At 61.8% G+C, this 15479-nt stretch carries 13 protein-coding genes, 3 tRNA genes and 1 pseudogene; 14 read left to right on the top strand and 3 right to left on the bottom strand.

What is annotated here, in order from left to right; translation table 11 throughout:
- Positions 1 to 106: 106 nt before the first annotated feature.
- Both tlpB and apaG read right to left on the bottom strand, forming a co-directional pair.
- A complete protein-coding gene (gene tlpB / locus IEX16_RS04810; protein WP_188707114.1) occupies positions 107 to 2107 on the bottom strand; it encodes a transporter-like protein TlpB in 2001 nt (666 codons plus the stop codon).
- Between the two features lie 14 nt (positions 2108 to 2121).
- Positions 2122 to 2529 carry a Co2+/Mg2+ efflux facilitator ApaG/CorD gene (gene apaG / locus IEX16_RS04815; protein WP_188707201.1) on the bottom strand — a complete coding sequence of 136 codons (408 nt, stop codon included), beginning with the start codon at positions 2527 to 2529 and terminating at the stop codon, positions 2122 to 2124.
- 84 nt (positions 2530 to 2613) lie between these two features.
- On the opposite strand from apaG, the gene rpe reads away from it, so the two are divergent.
- The 4 genes from rpe to gph all read left to right on the top strand — a co-directional run bounded on the left by rpe (position 2614) and on the right by gph (position 8478).
- Positions 2614 to 3309, top strand: coding sequence for a ribulose-phosphate 3-epimerase (gene rpe / locus IEX16_RS04820; protein ID WP_188707116.1), 696 nt, complete (start codon positions 2614 to 2616; stop codon positions 3307 to 3309).
- A 57-nt stretch (positions 3310 to 3366) separates the two neighbouring features.
- Positions 3367 to 5037 (top strand): adenylate/guanylate cyclase domain-containing protein, encoded by a 1671-nt coding sequence (locus tag IEX16_RS20215; protein ID WP_188707117.1) that lies wholly within the window; start codon positions 3367 to 3369, stop codon positions 5035 to 5037.
- 126 nt (positions 5038 to 5163) lie between these two features.
- A complete protein-coding gene (locus tag IEX16_RS04830; RefSeq protein WP_188707120.1) occupies positions 5164 to 7698 on the top strand; it encodes a PAS domain S-box protein in 2535 nt (844 codons plus the stop codon).
- A gap of 51 nt (positions 7699 to 7749) precedes the next feature.
- Entirely contained in the window at positions 7750 to 8478 is a 729-nt protein-coding gene (gene gph, locus IEX16_RS04835) for a phosphoglycolate phosphatase (RefSeq protein WP_188707122.1), read from the top strand.
- A gap of 44 nt (positions 8479 to 8522) precedes the next feature.
- Here the strand turns inward: gph and IEX16_RS04840 are convergent, their stop codons facing one another.
- Positions 8523 to 9110 (bottom strand): chalcone isomerase family protein, encoded by a 588-nt coding sequence (locus IEX16_RS04840; protein WP_188707124.1) that lies wholly within the window; start codon positions 9108 to 9110, stop codon positions 8523 to 8525.
- Between the two features lie 371 nt (positions 9111 to 9481).
- Between IEX16_RS04840 and trpE the strand changes: the two genes are divergently transcribed.
- From trpE to IEX16_RS04890, 10 genes and pseudogenes are all read left to right on the top strand, one after another.
- Entirely contained in the window at positions 9482 to 10981 is a 1500-nt protein-coding gene (trpE, locus tag IEX16_RS04845; protein ID WP_188707126.1) for an anthranilate synthase component I, read from the top strand.
- Between the two features lie 11 nt (positions 10982 to 10992).
- A complete protein-coding gene (locus tag IEX16_RS04850; protein WP_188707128.1) occupies positions 10993 to 11562 on the top strand; it encodes an aminodeoxychorismate/anthranilate synthase component II in 570 nt (189 codons plus the stop codon).
- Entirely contained in the window at positions 11562 to 12221 is a 660-nt protein-coding gene (locus IEX16_RS04855; protein ID WP_188707130.1) for a LysE family translocator, read from the top strand. Before IEX16_RS04850 ends, IEX16_RS04855 begins: the two co-directional genes overlap by 1 nt.
- Before the next feature lie 10 nt (positions 12222 to 12231).
- On the top strand, positions 12232 to 13275 hold the full coding sequence (trpD, locus tag IEX16_RS04860; protein WP_188707131.1) for an anthranilate phosphoribosyltransferase: 1044 nt from the start codon (positions 12232 to 12234) through the stop codon (positions 13273 to 13275).
- A 3-nt stretch (positions 13276 to 13278) separates the two neighbouring features.
- Positions 13279 to 14079: an indole-3-glycerol phosphate synthase TrpC gene (trpC, locus tag IEX16_RS04865; RefSeq protein ID WP_188707133.1), complete on the top strand. Its 801-nt coding sequence runs from the start codon at positions 13279 to 13281 to the stop codon at positions 14077 to 14079.
- Positions 14080 to 14095: 16 nt separating this feature from the next.
- Positions 14096 to 14866, top strand: a complete 771-nt coding sequence (locus IEX16_RS04870) for a uracil-DNA glycosylase (RefSeq protein ID WP_188707135.1) — start codon at positions 14096 to 14098, stop codon at positions 14864 to 14866.
- Positions 14867 to 14928: 62 nt separating this feature from the next.
- Positions 14929 to 15014, top strand: a tRNA-Tyr gene (locus IEX16_RS04875).
- A 98-nt stretch (positions 15015 to 15112) separates the two neighbouring features.
- Positions 15113 to 15186, top strand: a tRNA-Gly gene (locus tag IEX16_RS04880).
- 47 nt (positions 15187 to 15233) lie between these two features.
- Positions 15234 to 15308: transfer RNA gene (locus tag IEX16_RS04885), tRNA-Thr, on the top strand.
- Between the two features lie 105 nt (positions 15309 to 15413).
- Positions 15414 to 15479, top strand: a pseudogene (locus IEX16_RS04890) (GTP-binding protein); the annotation flags it as partial.

The raw sequence follows: 15479 nt of genomic DNA on the forward strand, positions 1-15479 counted from the left end.
GAAAACCCGCGGGGATGGGCTTACTCAAATTTACAACGATCAGCAGAATTCGCTTGTAGGACAAGCGCGTGGATCAAGGCGCAGGGGATTGACGAATCGCCTGATATCAATCCGGAATAAAAAAGTTTTTGGGGTGCGTGCGCCAGCGCGTCCAGATGGCTGCGCGGATGCGGGCGCGGTCCACGCCGCTGACATTGTGCGCTTGCAATGCCAGCCGGAAAGCCAGGTAAAAACTTACCCCGAGGTTGAGTGCGCCTATCAGCGGGATGGCCGCCACACACCACCACAGTGCCGGCTGGCGAAGCACGTCCCAGCCCAGCGCCGCAGCGGCTGCGGCCAGTTGCCCCGCCGACAGCGTGACGTGGCGTACCTCAAGCTCCAGTCCAAAAAACCCGGTTATCGGCGGAATCAGTCCCAGCATGAAACCCAGCGCAACGTTGGAGGTGAAGCCCGAGATGTTCTCGCGCATGAAGCTGGCCCAGCGTCGCGCGCGTTCCACGCCCAGCGCGCGCGTGATGCGCGGGTTGTAACGCATCGCTGACGCCAGGCGGTACAGCACAAACCAGTTCTCCACCCAGCCGCCGATGATGCTGGCGGCAAACAGCACGGCACCGGTGAACGCAGCCCACAGCAGTGTGGGGCCCAGCAAGCTCAACGTCTGCAGCACATGCGCGGCTTCCTTCGCATCGATCATCGGGCGGCCCAGACTGAACTGGAGGGCGGTGCTGATCAGCAGCACGACCGGCACCACCATCAGCACGTTGCCAAGGACCGCCGCCACCTGCGAGCGCACCAGATGGGTAACCTCATCGACAAACTCGCTGACCGCTTCGCCCGAACGCAGATCCTTGAGTTTGGCGGCCATGGCCGGTGCCGTCATGGCTGGCTGTTTGGTGGCCAGCGTGAAATGCATCAGCTGGATCAACACAAAACTGGCGGCGTACATCACGCTGGCCAGAAAGCCGCTCCAGAACGCGGACAGTGCCAGCCCGACGATCATGAATTTGAGCAAGGTGGTGCCCGCGGTCAGCGCGCCGCCACCGGCCGCCTTGCCCAGCATTTGCATATATGCGGCGCGGTCGCGGGTGATGTAGTGCTCACCGGTTTCCGCGCCACGCTCGGCCACCTTGGCCGCCAGCAAGGTGGAGTTGGTGGCAATCAGCGCGCGTATGCTGCGCCTTTCCTCGGCCAGCAGCACCAGGCGCGCCAGCAGTTGCATCGCGCTACCGGCCGGTTTGTCGGACAGCAGGCAATCGAGCAGTTCGCGGATGCGCAGGATGCGCTCGCGCAACTGACGCAGGCGAAACACCAGGCCGACTGAAATGCCGTGTTCGTCAAGGTGCGCATACACCGACGAGGCCGCACTGCGACAGGCTTCGAGCCGGCTTTTGAACTGGTCCAGCGCCAGGTGCAGCGCGCCGCTGTCCCGGCCGTGCGCCAGCAAGGCAGCACGCAAGGCATCGAGGTCGGCCGCCAGGCCGTGGAAAGGCCGGACCTGCAGCGTCTGCGCACTCATGCGCAGGCGCAGCTCGGGGGAAAAACCGGTGGCCGCCACCTGGCTGGTGCAATAGGTCAGCGCTTCCAGCAGCACGTCCTGCCAGTCTTGCATCAGAGTACTGGCCGTGACCTGCGCGGCTTCTTCATCGGCGCTGGTGTCACCGGGCACGGCGGTATTGAGCAAGGTGCCCAGCCGGGCCAGTGTGTCCTCGTCAATCAGCTTGAGCCACCGGGCATCAAACGGCGTCGGAAACAGCAGCATGAACAATTCGGTGGCATGGGTGGTCTCTGGCGTGCCCGGCAGGAGTTTGTAGCGCAGCCTATCACCGAGCTCGCTCAGGAAAGCCGCGCGTGGCGCAAACCCGAAATCGGCAAAAAGCGGGGTGGCATCGACCGTGCCAACCAGTGTGCGCCACCAGTGATGCAATCTGGCCTGGAACTCTGGCCGGGCCTGTGCGGCGTCCAGAAAAAGCCGCAAGCGCGCGACCGCAGCCGGGGGATTGTTGTCCTTGCCCCTGATCCAGTCCAGCAGGTCAATCAGCCAGAGATGGCGGCTGGCCAGCCCGGCCTTCGGCTCCAGCAGGTCCAGCAGTTGAGCCAGGTTGTGCATGCCGCTGCCCGGACTCAGTGCAGTACGCGGCCGCTACCGGCTCCGTCGGGGCCGGCCGCCTGGCCTGCGTCGAGCACAAACATCGGGATCGCCGCCTCAAAGCGCTCACCGTCCTCGGCGACAAAAAAATAACTGCCGTGCATGGTGCCTGTCGGTGTGCGCAGGCGCGAGCCGCTGCTGTATTGGAAAGACTCGCCGGGCTTGAGCAGCGGCTGGTGGCCGACCACGCCCAAGCCCTTGACCTCCTCGCCGTGGCCGCGCGCGTCGCTGATGACCCAGTGGCGCGAAATCAGTTGCGCCGCGACCTCACCGGTATTGGTGATGGTGACGGTATAGGCAAAGCCGTACACCTCCTCCTCAGGCGCTGACTGCTCGGGCAGGTAATGGGGCAGGACGTCGCAGGAAATTTGGTATTTCGGCATGGCATGAAAAAGAATGGTGCCCATGTTAACCGGCCTCCATGCAGCCTGATCGATGGGCGTGGGCCGGGGTGCGACAATCCTGCCATGAGCCAAACCAAGCCACCGGTGTACCGGATTGCCCCCTCCATTTTGTCGGCCGATTTCGGGCGGCTCGGTGAAGAACTCCAGGCCGTGATTGCCGCCGGCGCGGACTGGATCCATTTCGACGTGATGGACAACCACTATGTGCCCAACCTGACCTTCGGGCCGATGATTTGCAGTGCCCTGAAACCGCATGCCAAAAAAGCCGATGGCACGGCCGTACCGATTGATGTGCATCTGATGGTGCAGCCGGTCGATGCACTGGCTGCGGCCTTTGCCGACGCCGGTGCCGACCTGATCAGTTTTCACCCCGACGCCTCTGGTCACGTGCACCGCAGCGTACAGGCGATCAAGGCCAAAGGGTGCAAGGCAGGACTGGTGTTCAACCCGGCGGCGCCGCTGGACGTGCTGGACTGGGTGATCGAGGACCTCGACCTGATCCTGATCATGAGTGTCAATCCCGGCTTCGGCGGCCAGGGCTTCATCGACTCGGCGCTGCGCAAGATCGAACTTGTCCGCAAGCGTATTGAAGCTTCGGGCAAGGATATCCGGCTGGAAGTTGATGGTGGCATCAAGCTCGAGAACATTGCACGTATTGCTGCTGCCGGGGCTGACACCTTTGTGGCGGGCAGCGCGATTTTTGGCAAGCCGGACTACCGCTCGGTGATCGACGGGATGCGGGCGGCGCTGGCAAAGTAGGGTGCTGGCGGGGACGGCGGATGTGCAAGCGCGCCTTTTGTTGAAAGGAAGTGCCGAATGGTGAGTGAAGCAGGCAGACCGGAACAGCTCCAGCGCTCGCGCATCCTGGTGATCGAGGACAGCGAGGATATCCGCTACCTGCTGGAAGCGCTGCTGAGCGAGAGCCATGACGTGCTGCTGGCGGCATCGGGTGATGTCGGTCTGGCGCTTGCCGTGGCCGGCCAGCGGCCCGACATCATCCTGCTCGACGTGATGATGCCGGACATGGACGGTTATGAAGTGTTGAAACGGCTGGGACGCGACCCGCGCACCGCCGACATCCCGGTGATTTTCCTGACGGCCCTCGGCAGTGTTGAAGAAGAACACCGGGGGTTGGACCTCGGTGCCACCGACTATGTGACCAAGCCCATCAGCCCGCCCGTGCTGCTTGCGAGGTTGAAGCTTCATCTGGAGCGCAGCGCCTATGCCCGGCGACTCAGGGACCTGGCCCAGCAACTCTCGCGTTACCTGGCTCCGCAGGTTTACCAGTCGCTTTTTGAAGGTTCGCGTCAGGCCGAAATCCGCACGCAGCGCAAGAAGCTGACGGTATTCTTTTCCGACATCAAGAATTTCACCGCGTCCACTGCGAAATGGCAGCCCGAAGAGGTGACCTTGCTGCTGAACAGCTATTTTTCGGAGATGTCGGCGATTGCAGCAGAGTACGGCGCTACGCTGGACAAATTCATTGGCGATGCCATCGTGATTTTTTTTGGTGACCCGCAATCGCTCGGCGTGCGCGAGGACGCGCTGCAGTGCGTCCGGATGGCGATTGCGATGCAAAAACGCATGGATGCGCTTCGCTTGCGCTGGCGCGGAATGGGTATCAACAAGACCTTCGAAATACGCATTGGCATCAACTCGGGGTTTTGCGACGTTGGCAACTTCGGCAGCGAGCTGCGAATGGAATACACCATTATCGGACGCGAGGTCAATCTTGCCGCACGGCTGGAGCAGGCCGCCGAACCCGGGGAAATCCTGATCTCCAGTGAAACCCATGCGCTGGTGCAGGGCGACATCGGCGCGGATGCAAGGGACCCGGTGATGGCCAAGGGTTTTTCAGAACCGATTCCCGTCTATGCGGTGCATACGAGTGCCGGGTCATCCCGCAGTGGTCTGGCCATCCACTGTGACCGACCCGGCTTGCGCGTGGACATCGACCTGGACCGCGTGAGCGAGGCCGATCGCGCGGAGACCGCTGCCTCCTTGCGTCAGATGCTGGAAGCGCTGGAGCCGCAGGATTCATCCGCGCCCGCACCCGCTTCATCCAATGCAGGTCCCGCCGCGGTGACGACGGCGTCAGCCGGCGTGGTCGACCCGGCATGGCCTGCGTCGCTGGCCGGGCTGGACCTGGCGCTGGGGCTGCGGCGTGCAATGGGCATGAAGCCGCTTTACCTGTCGATGCTGGGCCGTTACCGCGACGGGCGCCGCGACACGCCGGCGCAGGTCCGGCGGGCGTTGGAAGCGGGCGATTTGAAAACCGCGGAGCTGCTGAGCCACTCCCTGCGCGGTGTCTCGGCGCAGATTGGTGCCACCCGGGTGCCGGCCGACGCGCAGGCGCTGGAGCAGGCGATCCATGAAGGCAAGTCGCCCGCCGATCTGGAGCTTCTATTGGCCGACCTTGAGAGCTCTCTGGGTGAACTAGTGTCGGCGCTGGATGCGGGTTTGCCGCCAGCGCTGGTCCGGCCATGAACGGCCTGCCTCCCGCACTGCAGCCCTGGTGTCCGGGCGACAGGTGTATCTTCCGGGTACAGACTAACGAACGTGCATGATGTTCCAGATTTCACCACCCGCCGACCTGTAGCCGATCCTACCCACATGAAGCTGCCGTTTCGCACCACCATCAACTTTGCGCTGGCTATCGGCCTGCTCATGATTTTCCTGAGCATTGCCACGTCGTACTCCACCATCAATTTTCTGATCCGGGATGCAGGACGCGAGACGCAGACACAGGAAACCGTCATTTTGCTCGAGCGGCTGGTTTCGGATTTCAAGACCGCAGAGTCTTTGCAGCGGCGCTATTTGCTCACCTACACCGACAAGGATTTGGCCGCCTACCAGCTGGCGCGGGTGCGGATCCAGCAAGCGTTGATGGGGGTCCTGACCGCGCGGGAGCTCACGCAAGGCCGTGAAGACCTGCGAGCGCTGCAAGGCCTGATCGCCCGGCGGGTGGAGTTGATGGAGGAAGTGGTGGCCGTGCGGCGCCGCTCCGGGCTGGACGCCGCCACGGCCTTGGTCGGCAGCGACATAAATCGCCAGCTTCACGATCAGATCGACAGCCTGGTGGAGCGGATCAAAAATTCGGAGAATCTGGCGGTAGAGCGGTCAAAGGACGAAACCCGGCAGACGGCCCAAATCGTCAAGTCGCTGATTCTGATGGGCGGCGTTCTGTCGCTCAGCGTTCTGGCTTGGGCGATCTGGATGATTCTCAGGTCGCAGGCGGTCAGCCGGCGCATACAAGCCAAGCTCTCTGACAGTGAAGCCATGAGCCGGGCCGTGACCGAAAGCATGGCGGAAGGCGTGGTGACTGTGACTCAGGACGGCCTGATCGTCACCGCCAACAACGCCGCGCGGACCCTGTTTGGTCAACGCCAGGAAGACCTGGTGGGCCAGGATGTGGTGATGCTGCTGCCGGTACGCTACCAGATGGGTTTTACCGCATTTTTTGGCGCGCTGGCAGGCCGGCCACGGGGGTTTCGCGAGTCCGACACGCTGGTGCGGGGGCAGCGCCGCGACGGCACGGAGTTCCCGGTCAACGTGTCTTTTGGCGATGTCACCGTTGGCGGGCGCCGGCTTTTCACCGCCATCATCCGCGACATCACCGAGAGCAAGCGCATCAGTGAGGCACTGCGTGACAGCGAGGCGCAACTGCGCCAGGTCACGGACACCGTGCCCGCCCTGATCGCCTACATTGACAAGGACCAGCGTTTCCAGTTCCACAACAAGGCCTACGAGGAAGCCTTCGGCCTGAAGGCGGCACAGATCCATGGCAAAACCATGGAAGAGGTCCTGGGGCCGGAGTTTTACGCGCAGGTGGGCGGCCATGTGCACGAGACGCTCAGGGGGTATGCGGTGCGCTACGAACGGGAACAGCTTACGGCCAGCGGTGAGCGCCGCGATTATGTGATGAACTACTTCCCGCGGTATGGCGAGGAAGAACAGGAAGACACGGTCATCGGGTTTTTCTCGCTGGGAACCGATGTCACGGAACTCAAGCGGATTGACCGCATGAAAAGTGAATTTGTTTCGACCGTCAGCCACGAGTTGCGCACGCCTCTCACGTCCATCCGTGGCTCGCTCGGGCTTGTCTCTGGCGGTATTGCAGGAGAACTGCCGGAAAAAGCCAAGGCCCTGGTTGAGATTGCCAAGAACAATTGCGAGCGACTGATACGCCTGATCAACGACATCCTGGACAGCGAAAAAATCGAGTCTGGCAAGATGCGTTTTGAGCTTCAACCCGCCGACTTGTTGCCTGTGATGGAACAGGCGCTGGCGGCCAACGAGGGTTTTGCGGCCCAGCACGGGGTCAAATTGGTATTGCGCAGCGACAGCGTTCCCTTGCGTGTAGTCATTGACACGGACCGCCTGATCCAGGTGGTCACCAACCTGCTGTCCAATGCGATCAAGTTTTCCCCTGCCGGAGGCGAAGTCCAGGTCGTGTTGCGCCGTGACGAGGGGCGTGTGCGTGTTGAGATCAGCGACCAAGGGCCGGGCATTCCCGAGGAGTTTCGCAAGCGCATTTTCCAGAAATTTTCGCAGGCTGATTCGTCCGATACGCGCCAGAAAGGCGGAACCGGGCTGGGTTTGAATATTTCGAGGGCGATTGTCGAAAGCATGGACGGAAAGATTGGCTTTACCACCGAGAGCCAGTCCGGCACCACCTTCTTTTTTGACCTGCCTGAATGGCGGGAGGCCCCACCCGTGACGGCGCCCATGGGCTTGCACGCGGTGGCGCGTCCGCGGATTCTGGTGTGCGAGGATGATCCGGATGTCGCCCGGCTGATCGGCATGATTCTGGACAAGGGCGGGTTTGACGCAGACATTGCCCACAGCGCGGGCCAGGCACGCGCTTATCTCGCGATGGCGTCTTATGCGGCGATGACCGTTGATGTCAAGCTGCCCTACGAAAATGGTCTGGAGCTGATCCACGGACTGCGACAAGACCCGGGCAGCGCCGAGCTGCCGATCCTGGTGCTGTCCGTTTCTTCGGCAGAGGCCCAGGCCAATGAGGCGCACCAGGCGCTGGGCATTTCGGAGTGGCTGGAAAAGCCGCTGGACGAGCAGCGCCTGCTGCAGTGCCTGCGCAGGGTCATCGACAAGCGGCGCCCTTCCAAACCAGCCGACCTGGCCTGAATGGTGACGGCGTTTCCGTTCCAGCGAAATTACTATCCAGTTCCTGACGCCATGACCTTGACCCCTGTCTTGTTCGATGCGGCCATCATTGACCTCGACGGCACCCTGGTGGACACCCTGGGCGATTTTGTTGTTGCCCTGAACCTGATGCTGGCCGATCTGTCGCTGCCTGCGGTGGATCGCGCTGTGGTTGAACCGCTGGTGGGCAAGGGTTCGGAGCATTTGATCGCGTCCGTTCTCGTTCACGTATCAAACAGGCCGTCAGCCCATGACGGGCGGGCGCAGGCCGCTATCAGTCTGGAAGCAGATGCAGCACGTCTGTGGCCCGCTGCATGGACCAGCTTCCAGCGGCATTACCTGGCCATCAACGGGCAACATGCCGAGGTTTACCCAGGTGTGCTGGAGGGATTGCAACAGTTGAAGGGCCGCGGCTTGAAGCTGGCCTGCCTGACCAACAAGCCGGCCGCCTTTGCCCTGCCGCTGCTCAGGGCCAAGGGACTGGACGGTTTTTTCAGCCAGGTGTTTGGCGGTGACGCTTTCGAGCGAAAAAAGCCGGACCCCCTGCCCCTGCTCAAGACCTGTGAAGCGCTGGGTACCTTGCCGGCACGCACCCTGATGATCGGTGACTCCAGCAACGATGCGCGGGCGGCGCGAGCGGCGGGGTGCCCGGTGCTGCTGGTGACCTACGGCTACAACCACGGAGAGCCGGTGCGCGCCGTGGACGCCGACGGTTTTGTCGATTCGCTTTCGGCAATAGATCTGACGCTCTGGAAACGATAACGGGGCTTGCGCCCCGTTGCTGAGAACTGCTCTGGCAGCCGGACTCAGGCGGCCTTGCCGAGCAGCGCGTCCTTGAGCTTCCAGTCGGCGGGCTCCGGACCGAGCCAGATCCGCATCAGCGCGTTGAAAAATTCCGGCTCCTTGAAGGGCTCACCCTGCGGAACGCCCTTGACGGTGATGACGGTGCCGGTGCCGGGCACCCAGTCGATCATGAATACATCGCCGGTCATGAGTTTTTTCTGGTCCGAAAAAATCTGACCCATCTTGATCAGGCCGGGTACCAGCTTGGACATCTCGGTTCGCGGCGCGTTGTCCTGTACGCCCCGGGTGAACAGTTTGCCAAGCTCATTGGAGTCGATCTCGCGCAACATGGTGATGCTCATGCGTTTGGCACCGGGCGCGGCCAGCACTTCCTCCGGCGTGGAGGCTTTCTTGCCGAGATACAGGCCGGCGGCGTAGACCTTGAACACGGCCTTGTAACGTACACCCGCGCCGTTGAGCACCAGCTTGCTGCCGCGCACGTCGGTCGCGTCTTCCAGCTTGACGCCCCCCACATCGACGGTGGCTGCCACGGCGCCCCATGCCAGCATGAGGCCGGCCATGCCAGCAATGCATTGCTTCATCAAGGTCATAAGAGAGTCTCCAGAAAAAGAACGGTCGTTCGCTTGTGAGTCATTGTGGAGTTTGCTCAAAACCAGGGCAACAGGGTTTGCGAGCATGGGCCTCCCGGACCTGATCGAAAACCGCTGCGGCTCGCTGGCCAGGCTCTTTGCTACACTTTGCTCCCATGTTCATTCATCGCATCATTCAGACAGGTAGCGGCTACCGGGGAGCCTGGCCCTGGCGGGCCTGACAGCTCTCGCATGGAAAGCGGCCGACGCGGCCTGTGCAAGTGTTTGATACGCTCCTGCTCGCCAGGAGTATCTCGGCCCTGTTGTCCAGGGCCTCATGAATGATGGGCGGCAAGCCTGGATGCGGCTTGCCCCCGGTGAAGGAAGCTGCCGTGATCACTGAACTTGAATTCAAAAGCCTTGCCTTGCAAGGCTACAACCGCATTCCGCTGATGGCGGAAGCCTTTGCGGATCTCGAAACCCCGCTGTCGCTTTACCTGAAACTGGCGCACTCCAGGGACGGCGGAAAATTTAGCTTTTTGCTGGAGTCCGTGGTCGGCGGCGAGCGCTTTGGCCGCTACAGCTTCATCGGCCTGCCGGCCCGTACCCTGGTGCGCGCCAGCGGTTTTGGAGTCGACGTGCTGACCGAGGTGGTCCGCGATGGCCAGGTCATTGAAACCTCCAAAGCCAACCCGCTCGACTTCATCAGCGATTACCAGAAGCGTTTCAAGGTGGCGCTGCGGCCCGGCCTGCCCCGTTTTTGTGGGGGGCTGGCCGGCTACTTCGGCTATGACACGGTGCGCTACATCGAGAAAAAGCTTGAGGCATCCTGCCCACCCGACACGCTGGGCTGCCCCGACATCATGCTGCTGCAGTGCGAGGAGCTGGCGGTCATCGACAACCTCTCGGGCAAGCTCTACCTGATCGTGTATGCCGACCCGGCTTTGCCGGAGGCTTATGCGAATGCCAAAAAGCGCGTGCGTGAATTAAAGGAGCAACTCAAGTACTCGGTCAGCGCGCCGGTGGTCAAGCCGACCCAGGGCTACCCGGCGGAACGTGACTTTGCCAAGGCCGATTACCTTGCAGCCGTGGAGCGCGCCAAGCGGCTGATCGAGGCCGGCGACTTCATGCAGGTGCAGGTCGGCCAGCGCATCAAAAAGCGCTACACCGAGTCGCCACTGTCGCTGTACCGGGCGCTGCGTTCGCTGAATCCGTCTCCTTATATGTATTACTACCACTTCGGGGAGTTCCACGTGGTCGGCGCCTCGCCGGAAATCCTGGTGCGCCAGGAAAAAGTGGAGGAGGGGCAAAAAATCACCGTCCGCCCACTTGCCGGGACGCGGCCGCGGGCTTCGTCCCCGGAAGCCGATGCAGCCATCGAACAGGAACTGATCAACGATCCGAAAGAGCGTGCCGAACATGTGATGTTGATTGACCTGGCACGCAACGACATCGGCCGCATCGCCAAAACCGGCACCGTCAAGGTGACCGAGGCCTTTGCGGTCGAGCGTTACAGCCATGTGATGCACATCGTCAGCAATGTCGAAGGTATTCTGCTCGAAGGCATGACCAACATGGACGTGCTCAGGGCGAGCTTTCCGGCCGGCACCCTGACCGGTGCGCCCAAGGTGCACGCGATGGAGCTGATCGACCAGCTGGAGCCTACCAAGCGCGGCTTGTACGGCGGCGCCTGCGGCTACCTCAGTTATGCGGGTGATATGGACGTGGCAATTGCGATCCGCACCGGCGTGATCAAGGACCAGATGCTGTATGTGCAGGCGGCCGCCGGTGTGGTGGCCGATTCGGTCGCCGAGCTGGAATGGAAAGAGACCGAAGCCAAGGCGCGCGCATTACTGCGTGCGTCCGAGTTGGTCGAAGAAGGCCTGGAATAAGGAGCGGCATCATGAAATTACTGATGATCGACAACTACGACTCCTTCACCTACAACATCGTCCAGTATTTCGGCGAGCTGGGCGCTCAGGTCGAGGTTTTCCGCAATGACGAAATCACGCTTGAAGGCATCGCTGAGCGCGCGCCGGACCGGCTGGTGGTCTCGCCCGGCCCGTGCTCGCCGGCAGAAGCCGGTATTTCGGTGCCGGCCATCCGGCACTTTGCCGGCAAGCTGCCGATCCTCGGTGTCTGCCTTGGTCACCAGGCGGTGGGCGCGGCCTTCGGCGGCAAAATTATCCGCGCCCAGCAACTGATGCACGGCAAGACCAGCGTCATCAGCACCACGCAGCAAGGTGTCTTCGCGGACCTGCCGGCGCAGTTCACGGTGAACCGCTACCACTCGCTGGCGATTGAAAAATCGTCCTGTCCCGAGGAGTTGGCGGTGACGGCCTGGACCGACGATGGCGAGATCATGGGTGTGCGCCACACCTCGCTGGCGGTCCAGGGCGTGCAGTTCCACCCGGAATCCATCCTGACCGAACATGGCCACGCGATGCTGAAAAACTTCCTGGAGCAGCGCTGATGGGCGGCGTCGAGAACCTCGGCCTGTTCATTGCTGCGGGCATTCTGCTGAATCTGACGCCGGGACCTGACGTGCTTTACATCGTGACGCACGCGCTGCGCCGTGGCGCCCGCGCCGGCATGGTGGCGGCGCTGGGCATCACGGCCGGCTGTTTCGTGCACATTGCGGCGGCGGCGCTGGGCGTCAGTGCGCTGATGGCAGCGTCCAGCACGGCGTTCAGCGTGCTCAAGTGGGCCGGCGCGGCCTACCTGGTGTATGTCGGCGTGCGGCTGCTGACCAGCAAGTCGACTGGATTTGCTATTGATTCAGGAGCTATTGACGCCCGTTCCGTAAGGGCTAAAGGCCTGAGAGCCATATTTTTCCAGGGTTTCTGGACGAATGTGCTCAATCCCAAGGTGGCGCTGTTTTTTCTGGCCTTTGTGCCGCAGTTCATCACGCCCGGCGTAGAGAACAAGGCTGGGGTGTTTTTGCTGCTGGGGCTGCTGTTCAACCTCAACGGCTTGTGGGTCAACATCGGGTGGGCGCTGACGGCTGCCTGGCTCGCACGCCGGGTGCATGCCGTGCAGCGCGGCATGTTTTGGCTGGACCGTGCCGCCGGCGTCCTGTTCATTGGATTTGGCCTGAAGCTGGCCTTGTCCGACAATCCTTCCGATCACTGAGAGCACGACCATGCCCCTGACCAACAAAATCACCCCCCAGGAAGCGCTGCAGCGCACCATCGAGCACCGCGAGATTTTTCACGACGAGATGCTTAAGATCGTGCGCCTGATCATGAGCGGCGAACTTTCGCCCGTGATGATGGCGGCGCTGATCACCGGCCTGCGAGTCAAGAAGGAAACCATTGGCGAGATCACCGCCGCCGCGCAGGTGATGCGCGAGTTTTCCACCAAAGTTCATGTGGCCGACAAGACGCACCTGGTCGACATCGTTGGCACCGGCGGCGACGGCTCGCACACCTTCAACATCTCGACCTGCTCGATGTTTGTCGCGGCGGCGGCTGGCGCCAAGGTCAGCAAACACGGCGGGCGCAGTGTCAGCAGCAAGTCCGGCAGTGCTGATGTGCTCGAAGCGCTCGGCATCAACATCAATTTGCCGCCTGAAGCGATTGCGAAATGCATCGAAGAAGTCGGGGTCGGCTTCATGTTTGCGCCCAATCACCATCCGGCCATGAAAAACGTCGCGCCCGTCCGCAAGGAGCTCGGCGTGCGCACCATCTTCAACATCCTGGGCCCGCTGACCAACCCGGCCGACGCGCCCAACATCCTGATGGGCGTGTTTCACTCCGACCTGGTTGGCATCCAGGTGCGCGCGTTGCAACGTCTGGGCGCCGAACATGCGCTGGTGGTCTACGGCAAGGACGGCATGGACGAGATCAGCCTGGGTGCGGCCACGGTGGTGGGCGAACTCAAAAACGGTGAAATCACCGAGTACGAGATCCATCCCGAGGATTTCGGCCTGGCCATGGCCAGCAACCGCGCACTGCGGGTGGAAACGCCTGAACAGTCGATGGCCATGCTATTGGGGGTGCTCGCCAACGAGCCCGGTGCAGCGCGCGACATTGTCATCCTCAACGCTGGTGCCGCGCTGTATGCTGCCAATGTGACCGATAGCATGAAGACCGGGATAAACCTGGCCCGCCAGGCCATCGAGTCCGGCGCTGCCCAAGGTAAGCTGGAGCAGCTTGTTTCCACCTCCAAAGCCCTGGCCGCCTGAACCATGTCCGACATCCTGAACAAAATTGTTGCCGTCAAGCGCCAGGAAGTGGCCGCGGCGATGAAGCGCAAACCGCTGGACGCCATGCGTTTTGACGCCGAGTCGCGCGTGCTGACGCGTGATTTCACCGGTGCCTTGCGCACCAAAATCGCCGCTGGCAAGCCGGCTGTGATTGCCGAGGTCAAGAAAGCCAGCCCGTCCAAGGGCGTGTTGCGAGCCGATTTCATCCCTGCCGACATTGCCCAAAGCTACGCCGAGTACGGTGCAGCATGTTTGTCAGTGCTGACTGACAAAGACTTTTTCCAGGGCAGCATCGACTATTTGAAACAGGCCAGAGCGTCCTGCGACCTGCCGGTGTTGCGCAAGGACTTCATCGTTGACCCCTACCAGGTCTACGAGTCGCGTGTCATGGGCGCCGACTGCATCTTGTTGATTGCTGCCTGTCTGGACGACGTGCAGATGACATCGCTGGAGGCCTTGGCCATGTCGCTGGACATGGCGGTGCTTGTGGAAGTGCACGACCGCAGCGAGCTGGACCGCGCCCTCAAGCTCAAAACGTCCCTGCTGGGCATCAATAACCGCAATCTGCAGACCTTCGAGGTGACGCTGGACACCACTCTGACCCTGCTCAAGGATGTGCCGGCCGACCGCTTGCTGGTGACCGAGTCCGGCATCACGACCCCGGCCGAGGTGGCGCGGCTGCGCGAGGCCGGGGTGAGCGCCTTTCTGGTCGGTGAAGCCTTCATGCGCGCCGAGGAGCCCGGTATGGCGCTTGCCGCTATGTTTGCAGACGCTACAAATTAGATAGCTTCTAGCGTCTATGCCACAAGGGGTGCAGGCCGATTTGGTCTTTGAAAACCTGCCAAAACCGGCGCCGGAAGGCACTGGTCACGGCCGCCATCTGCCCCGCTGGAGCCCGGCCGACTGGCCGCTGGCCGTCGACTGGGCGCCGGTTGTCGGCCAGTTCCTGGCCAGTCAGTCCGGCCAGCAACTGGGTGCTTTCATCGAACGGCGCCTGGCCGCCAGCGCCATCGTCTACCCGCCTCAGCCGTTTCGGGCCTTGACCCTGACGCCGCTGGCCGATGTGCGCGTCGTGATCCTGGGTCAGGATCCGTACCACGGCCCAGGGCAGGCACAGGGGCTTGCCTTTTCGGTGCCTGACGGCGTCAAGCCGCCGCCCAGCCTGCGCAACATATTCAAGGAACTGGCGCGGGACCCGGCTGTAGATGCCGAGCAGCACAGCGGTGGATCGCTGGAGCGCTGGGCCAGGCAGGGCGTGTTGCTGCTCAACACCAGCCTGACGGTGGAGGAAGGGCAGGCGGCCAGCCACGCCAAACAGGGTTGGGAAGCGTTGACCGATCAGTTGATCAGTGCTGTATCGGCGAAGCCCAAACCTGTAGTTTTTCTGCTTTGGGGCGCCCATGCCCAGGCTAAGCAGGCGCTGATTGCCGCCCACCATCTGGTGCTGAAGGCCAATCACCCCTCGCCCTTGTCGGCTTTGCGCTCGCCTGTGCCTTTCATCGGCTGCGGACATTTCAGCGCCGCCAACAGGTTTCTGGAAGGCCGTGGGCGCGGCCCCATTCACTGGTAAACACTTGTTGTTCGGGATTGCCGGATGTCAAATTTCCATGGCATAATCTGAGGTTCGCCAAAGGAGAGGTGGCCGAGTGGTTAATGGCAGCAGACTGTAAATCTGCCCTCTAACGAGTACGCTGGTTCGAATCCAGCCCTCTCCACCAGCGATAAATTGATTTTGCAGGCGCAGTCAGGCAAGTAGTCTGGACAAGTTGGATACCGTTTTTCGGGGTTGCCGGGTCCTTAAAGCCTGACAACCGATGCGGGAGTAGTTCAATGGTAGAACCCTAGCCTTCCAAGCTAATGACGCGGGTTCGATTCCCGTCTCCCGCTCCATTGCAGCAGTGCTGGTTATTTTTGGCAGTGACAGTTTTTTGAATTTGGCCCATTTGGCTCAGTGGCAGAGCACTCCCTTGGTAAGGGAGAGGTCCCGGGTCCGATTCCCGGAATGGGCACCATTTCTCTGGCCGGACTGAGGCGATTGCCGAGCTGGCCTGCAGATGGTGGCAAGCATGTTGAACAATTTTCGTAAGTAAATCCTCAAGGTATTTGGAGTCGAAAAAATGGCAAAAGGCAAATTTGAGCGGACCAAACCGCACGTCAACGTAGGCACGATTGGGCACGTTGAC

The organism is Polaromonas eurypsychrophila (assembly GCF_014641715.1).
In the GTDB taxonomy this organism is placed as follows: Bacteria; Pseudomonadota; Gammaproteobacteria; order Burkholderiales; family Burkholderiaceae_C; genus Polaromonas; species Polaromonas eurypsychrophila.

What these genes read in the sequence shown, in the direction of transcription:
- tlpB (WP_188707114.1), bottom strand. Translation starts at nt 2,107, where the DNA reads ATGCACAACCTGGCTCAACTGCTGGACCTGCTGGAGCCGAAGGCCGGG.
- apaG (WP_188707201.1), bottom strand. Translation starts at nt 2,529, where the DNA reads ATGCCGAAATACCAAATTTCCTGCGACGTCCTGCCCCATTACCTGCCC.
- rpe (WP_188707116.1), top strand. Translation starts at nt 2,614, where the DNA reads ATGAGCCAAACCAAGCCACCGGTGTACCGGATTGCCCCCTCCATTTTG.
- IEX16_RS20215 (WP_188707117.1), top strand. Translation starts at nt 3,367, where the DNA reads ATGGTGAGTGAAGCAGGCAGACCGGAACAGCTCCAGCGCTCGCGCATC.
- IEX16_RS04830 (WP_188707120.1), top strand. Translation starts at nt 5,164, where the DNA reads ATGAAGCTGCCGTTTCGCACCACCATCAACTTTGCGCTGGCTATCGGC.
- gph (WP_188707122.1), top strand. Translation starts at nt 7,750, where the DNA reads ATGACCTTGACCCCTGTCTTGTTCGATGCGGCCATCATTGACCTCGAC.
- IEX16_RS04840 (WP_188707124.1), bottom strand. Translation starts at nt 9,110, where the DNA reads ATGACCTTGATGAAGCAATGCATTGCTGGCATGGCCGGCCTCATGCTG.
- IEX16_RS04850 (WP_188707128.1), top strand. Translation starts at nt 10,993, where the DNA reads ATGAAATTACTGATGATCGACAACTACGACTCCTTCACCTACAACATC.
- IEX16_RS04855 (WP_188707130.1), top strand. Translation starts at nt 11,562, where the DNA reads ATGGGCGGCGTCGAGAACCTCGGCCTGTTCATTGCTGCGGGCATTCTG.
- trpD (WP_188707131.1), top strand. Translation starts at nt 12,232, where the DNA reads ATGCCCCTGACCAACAAAATCACCCCCCAGGAAGCGCTGCAGCGCACC.
- trpC (WP_188707133.1), top strand. Translation starts at nt 13,279, where the DNA reads ATGTCCGACATCCTGAACAAAATTGTTGCCGTCAAGCGCCAGGAAGTG.
- IEX16_RS04870 (WP_188707135.1), top strand. Translation starts at nt 14,096, where the DNA reads ATGCCACAAGGGGTGCAGGCCGATTTGGTCTTTGAAAACCTGCCAAAA.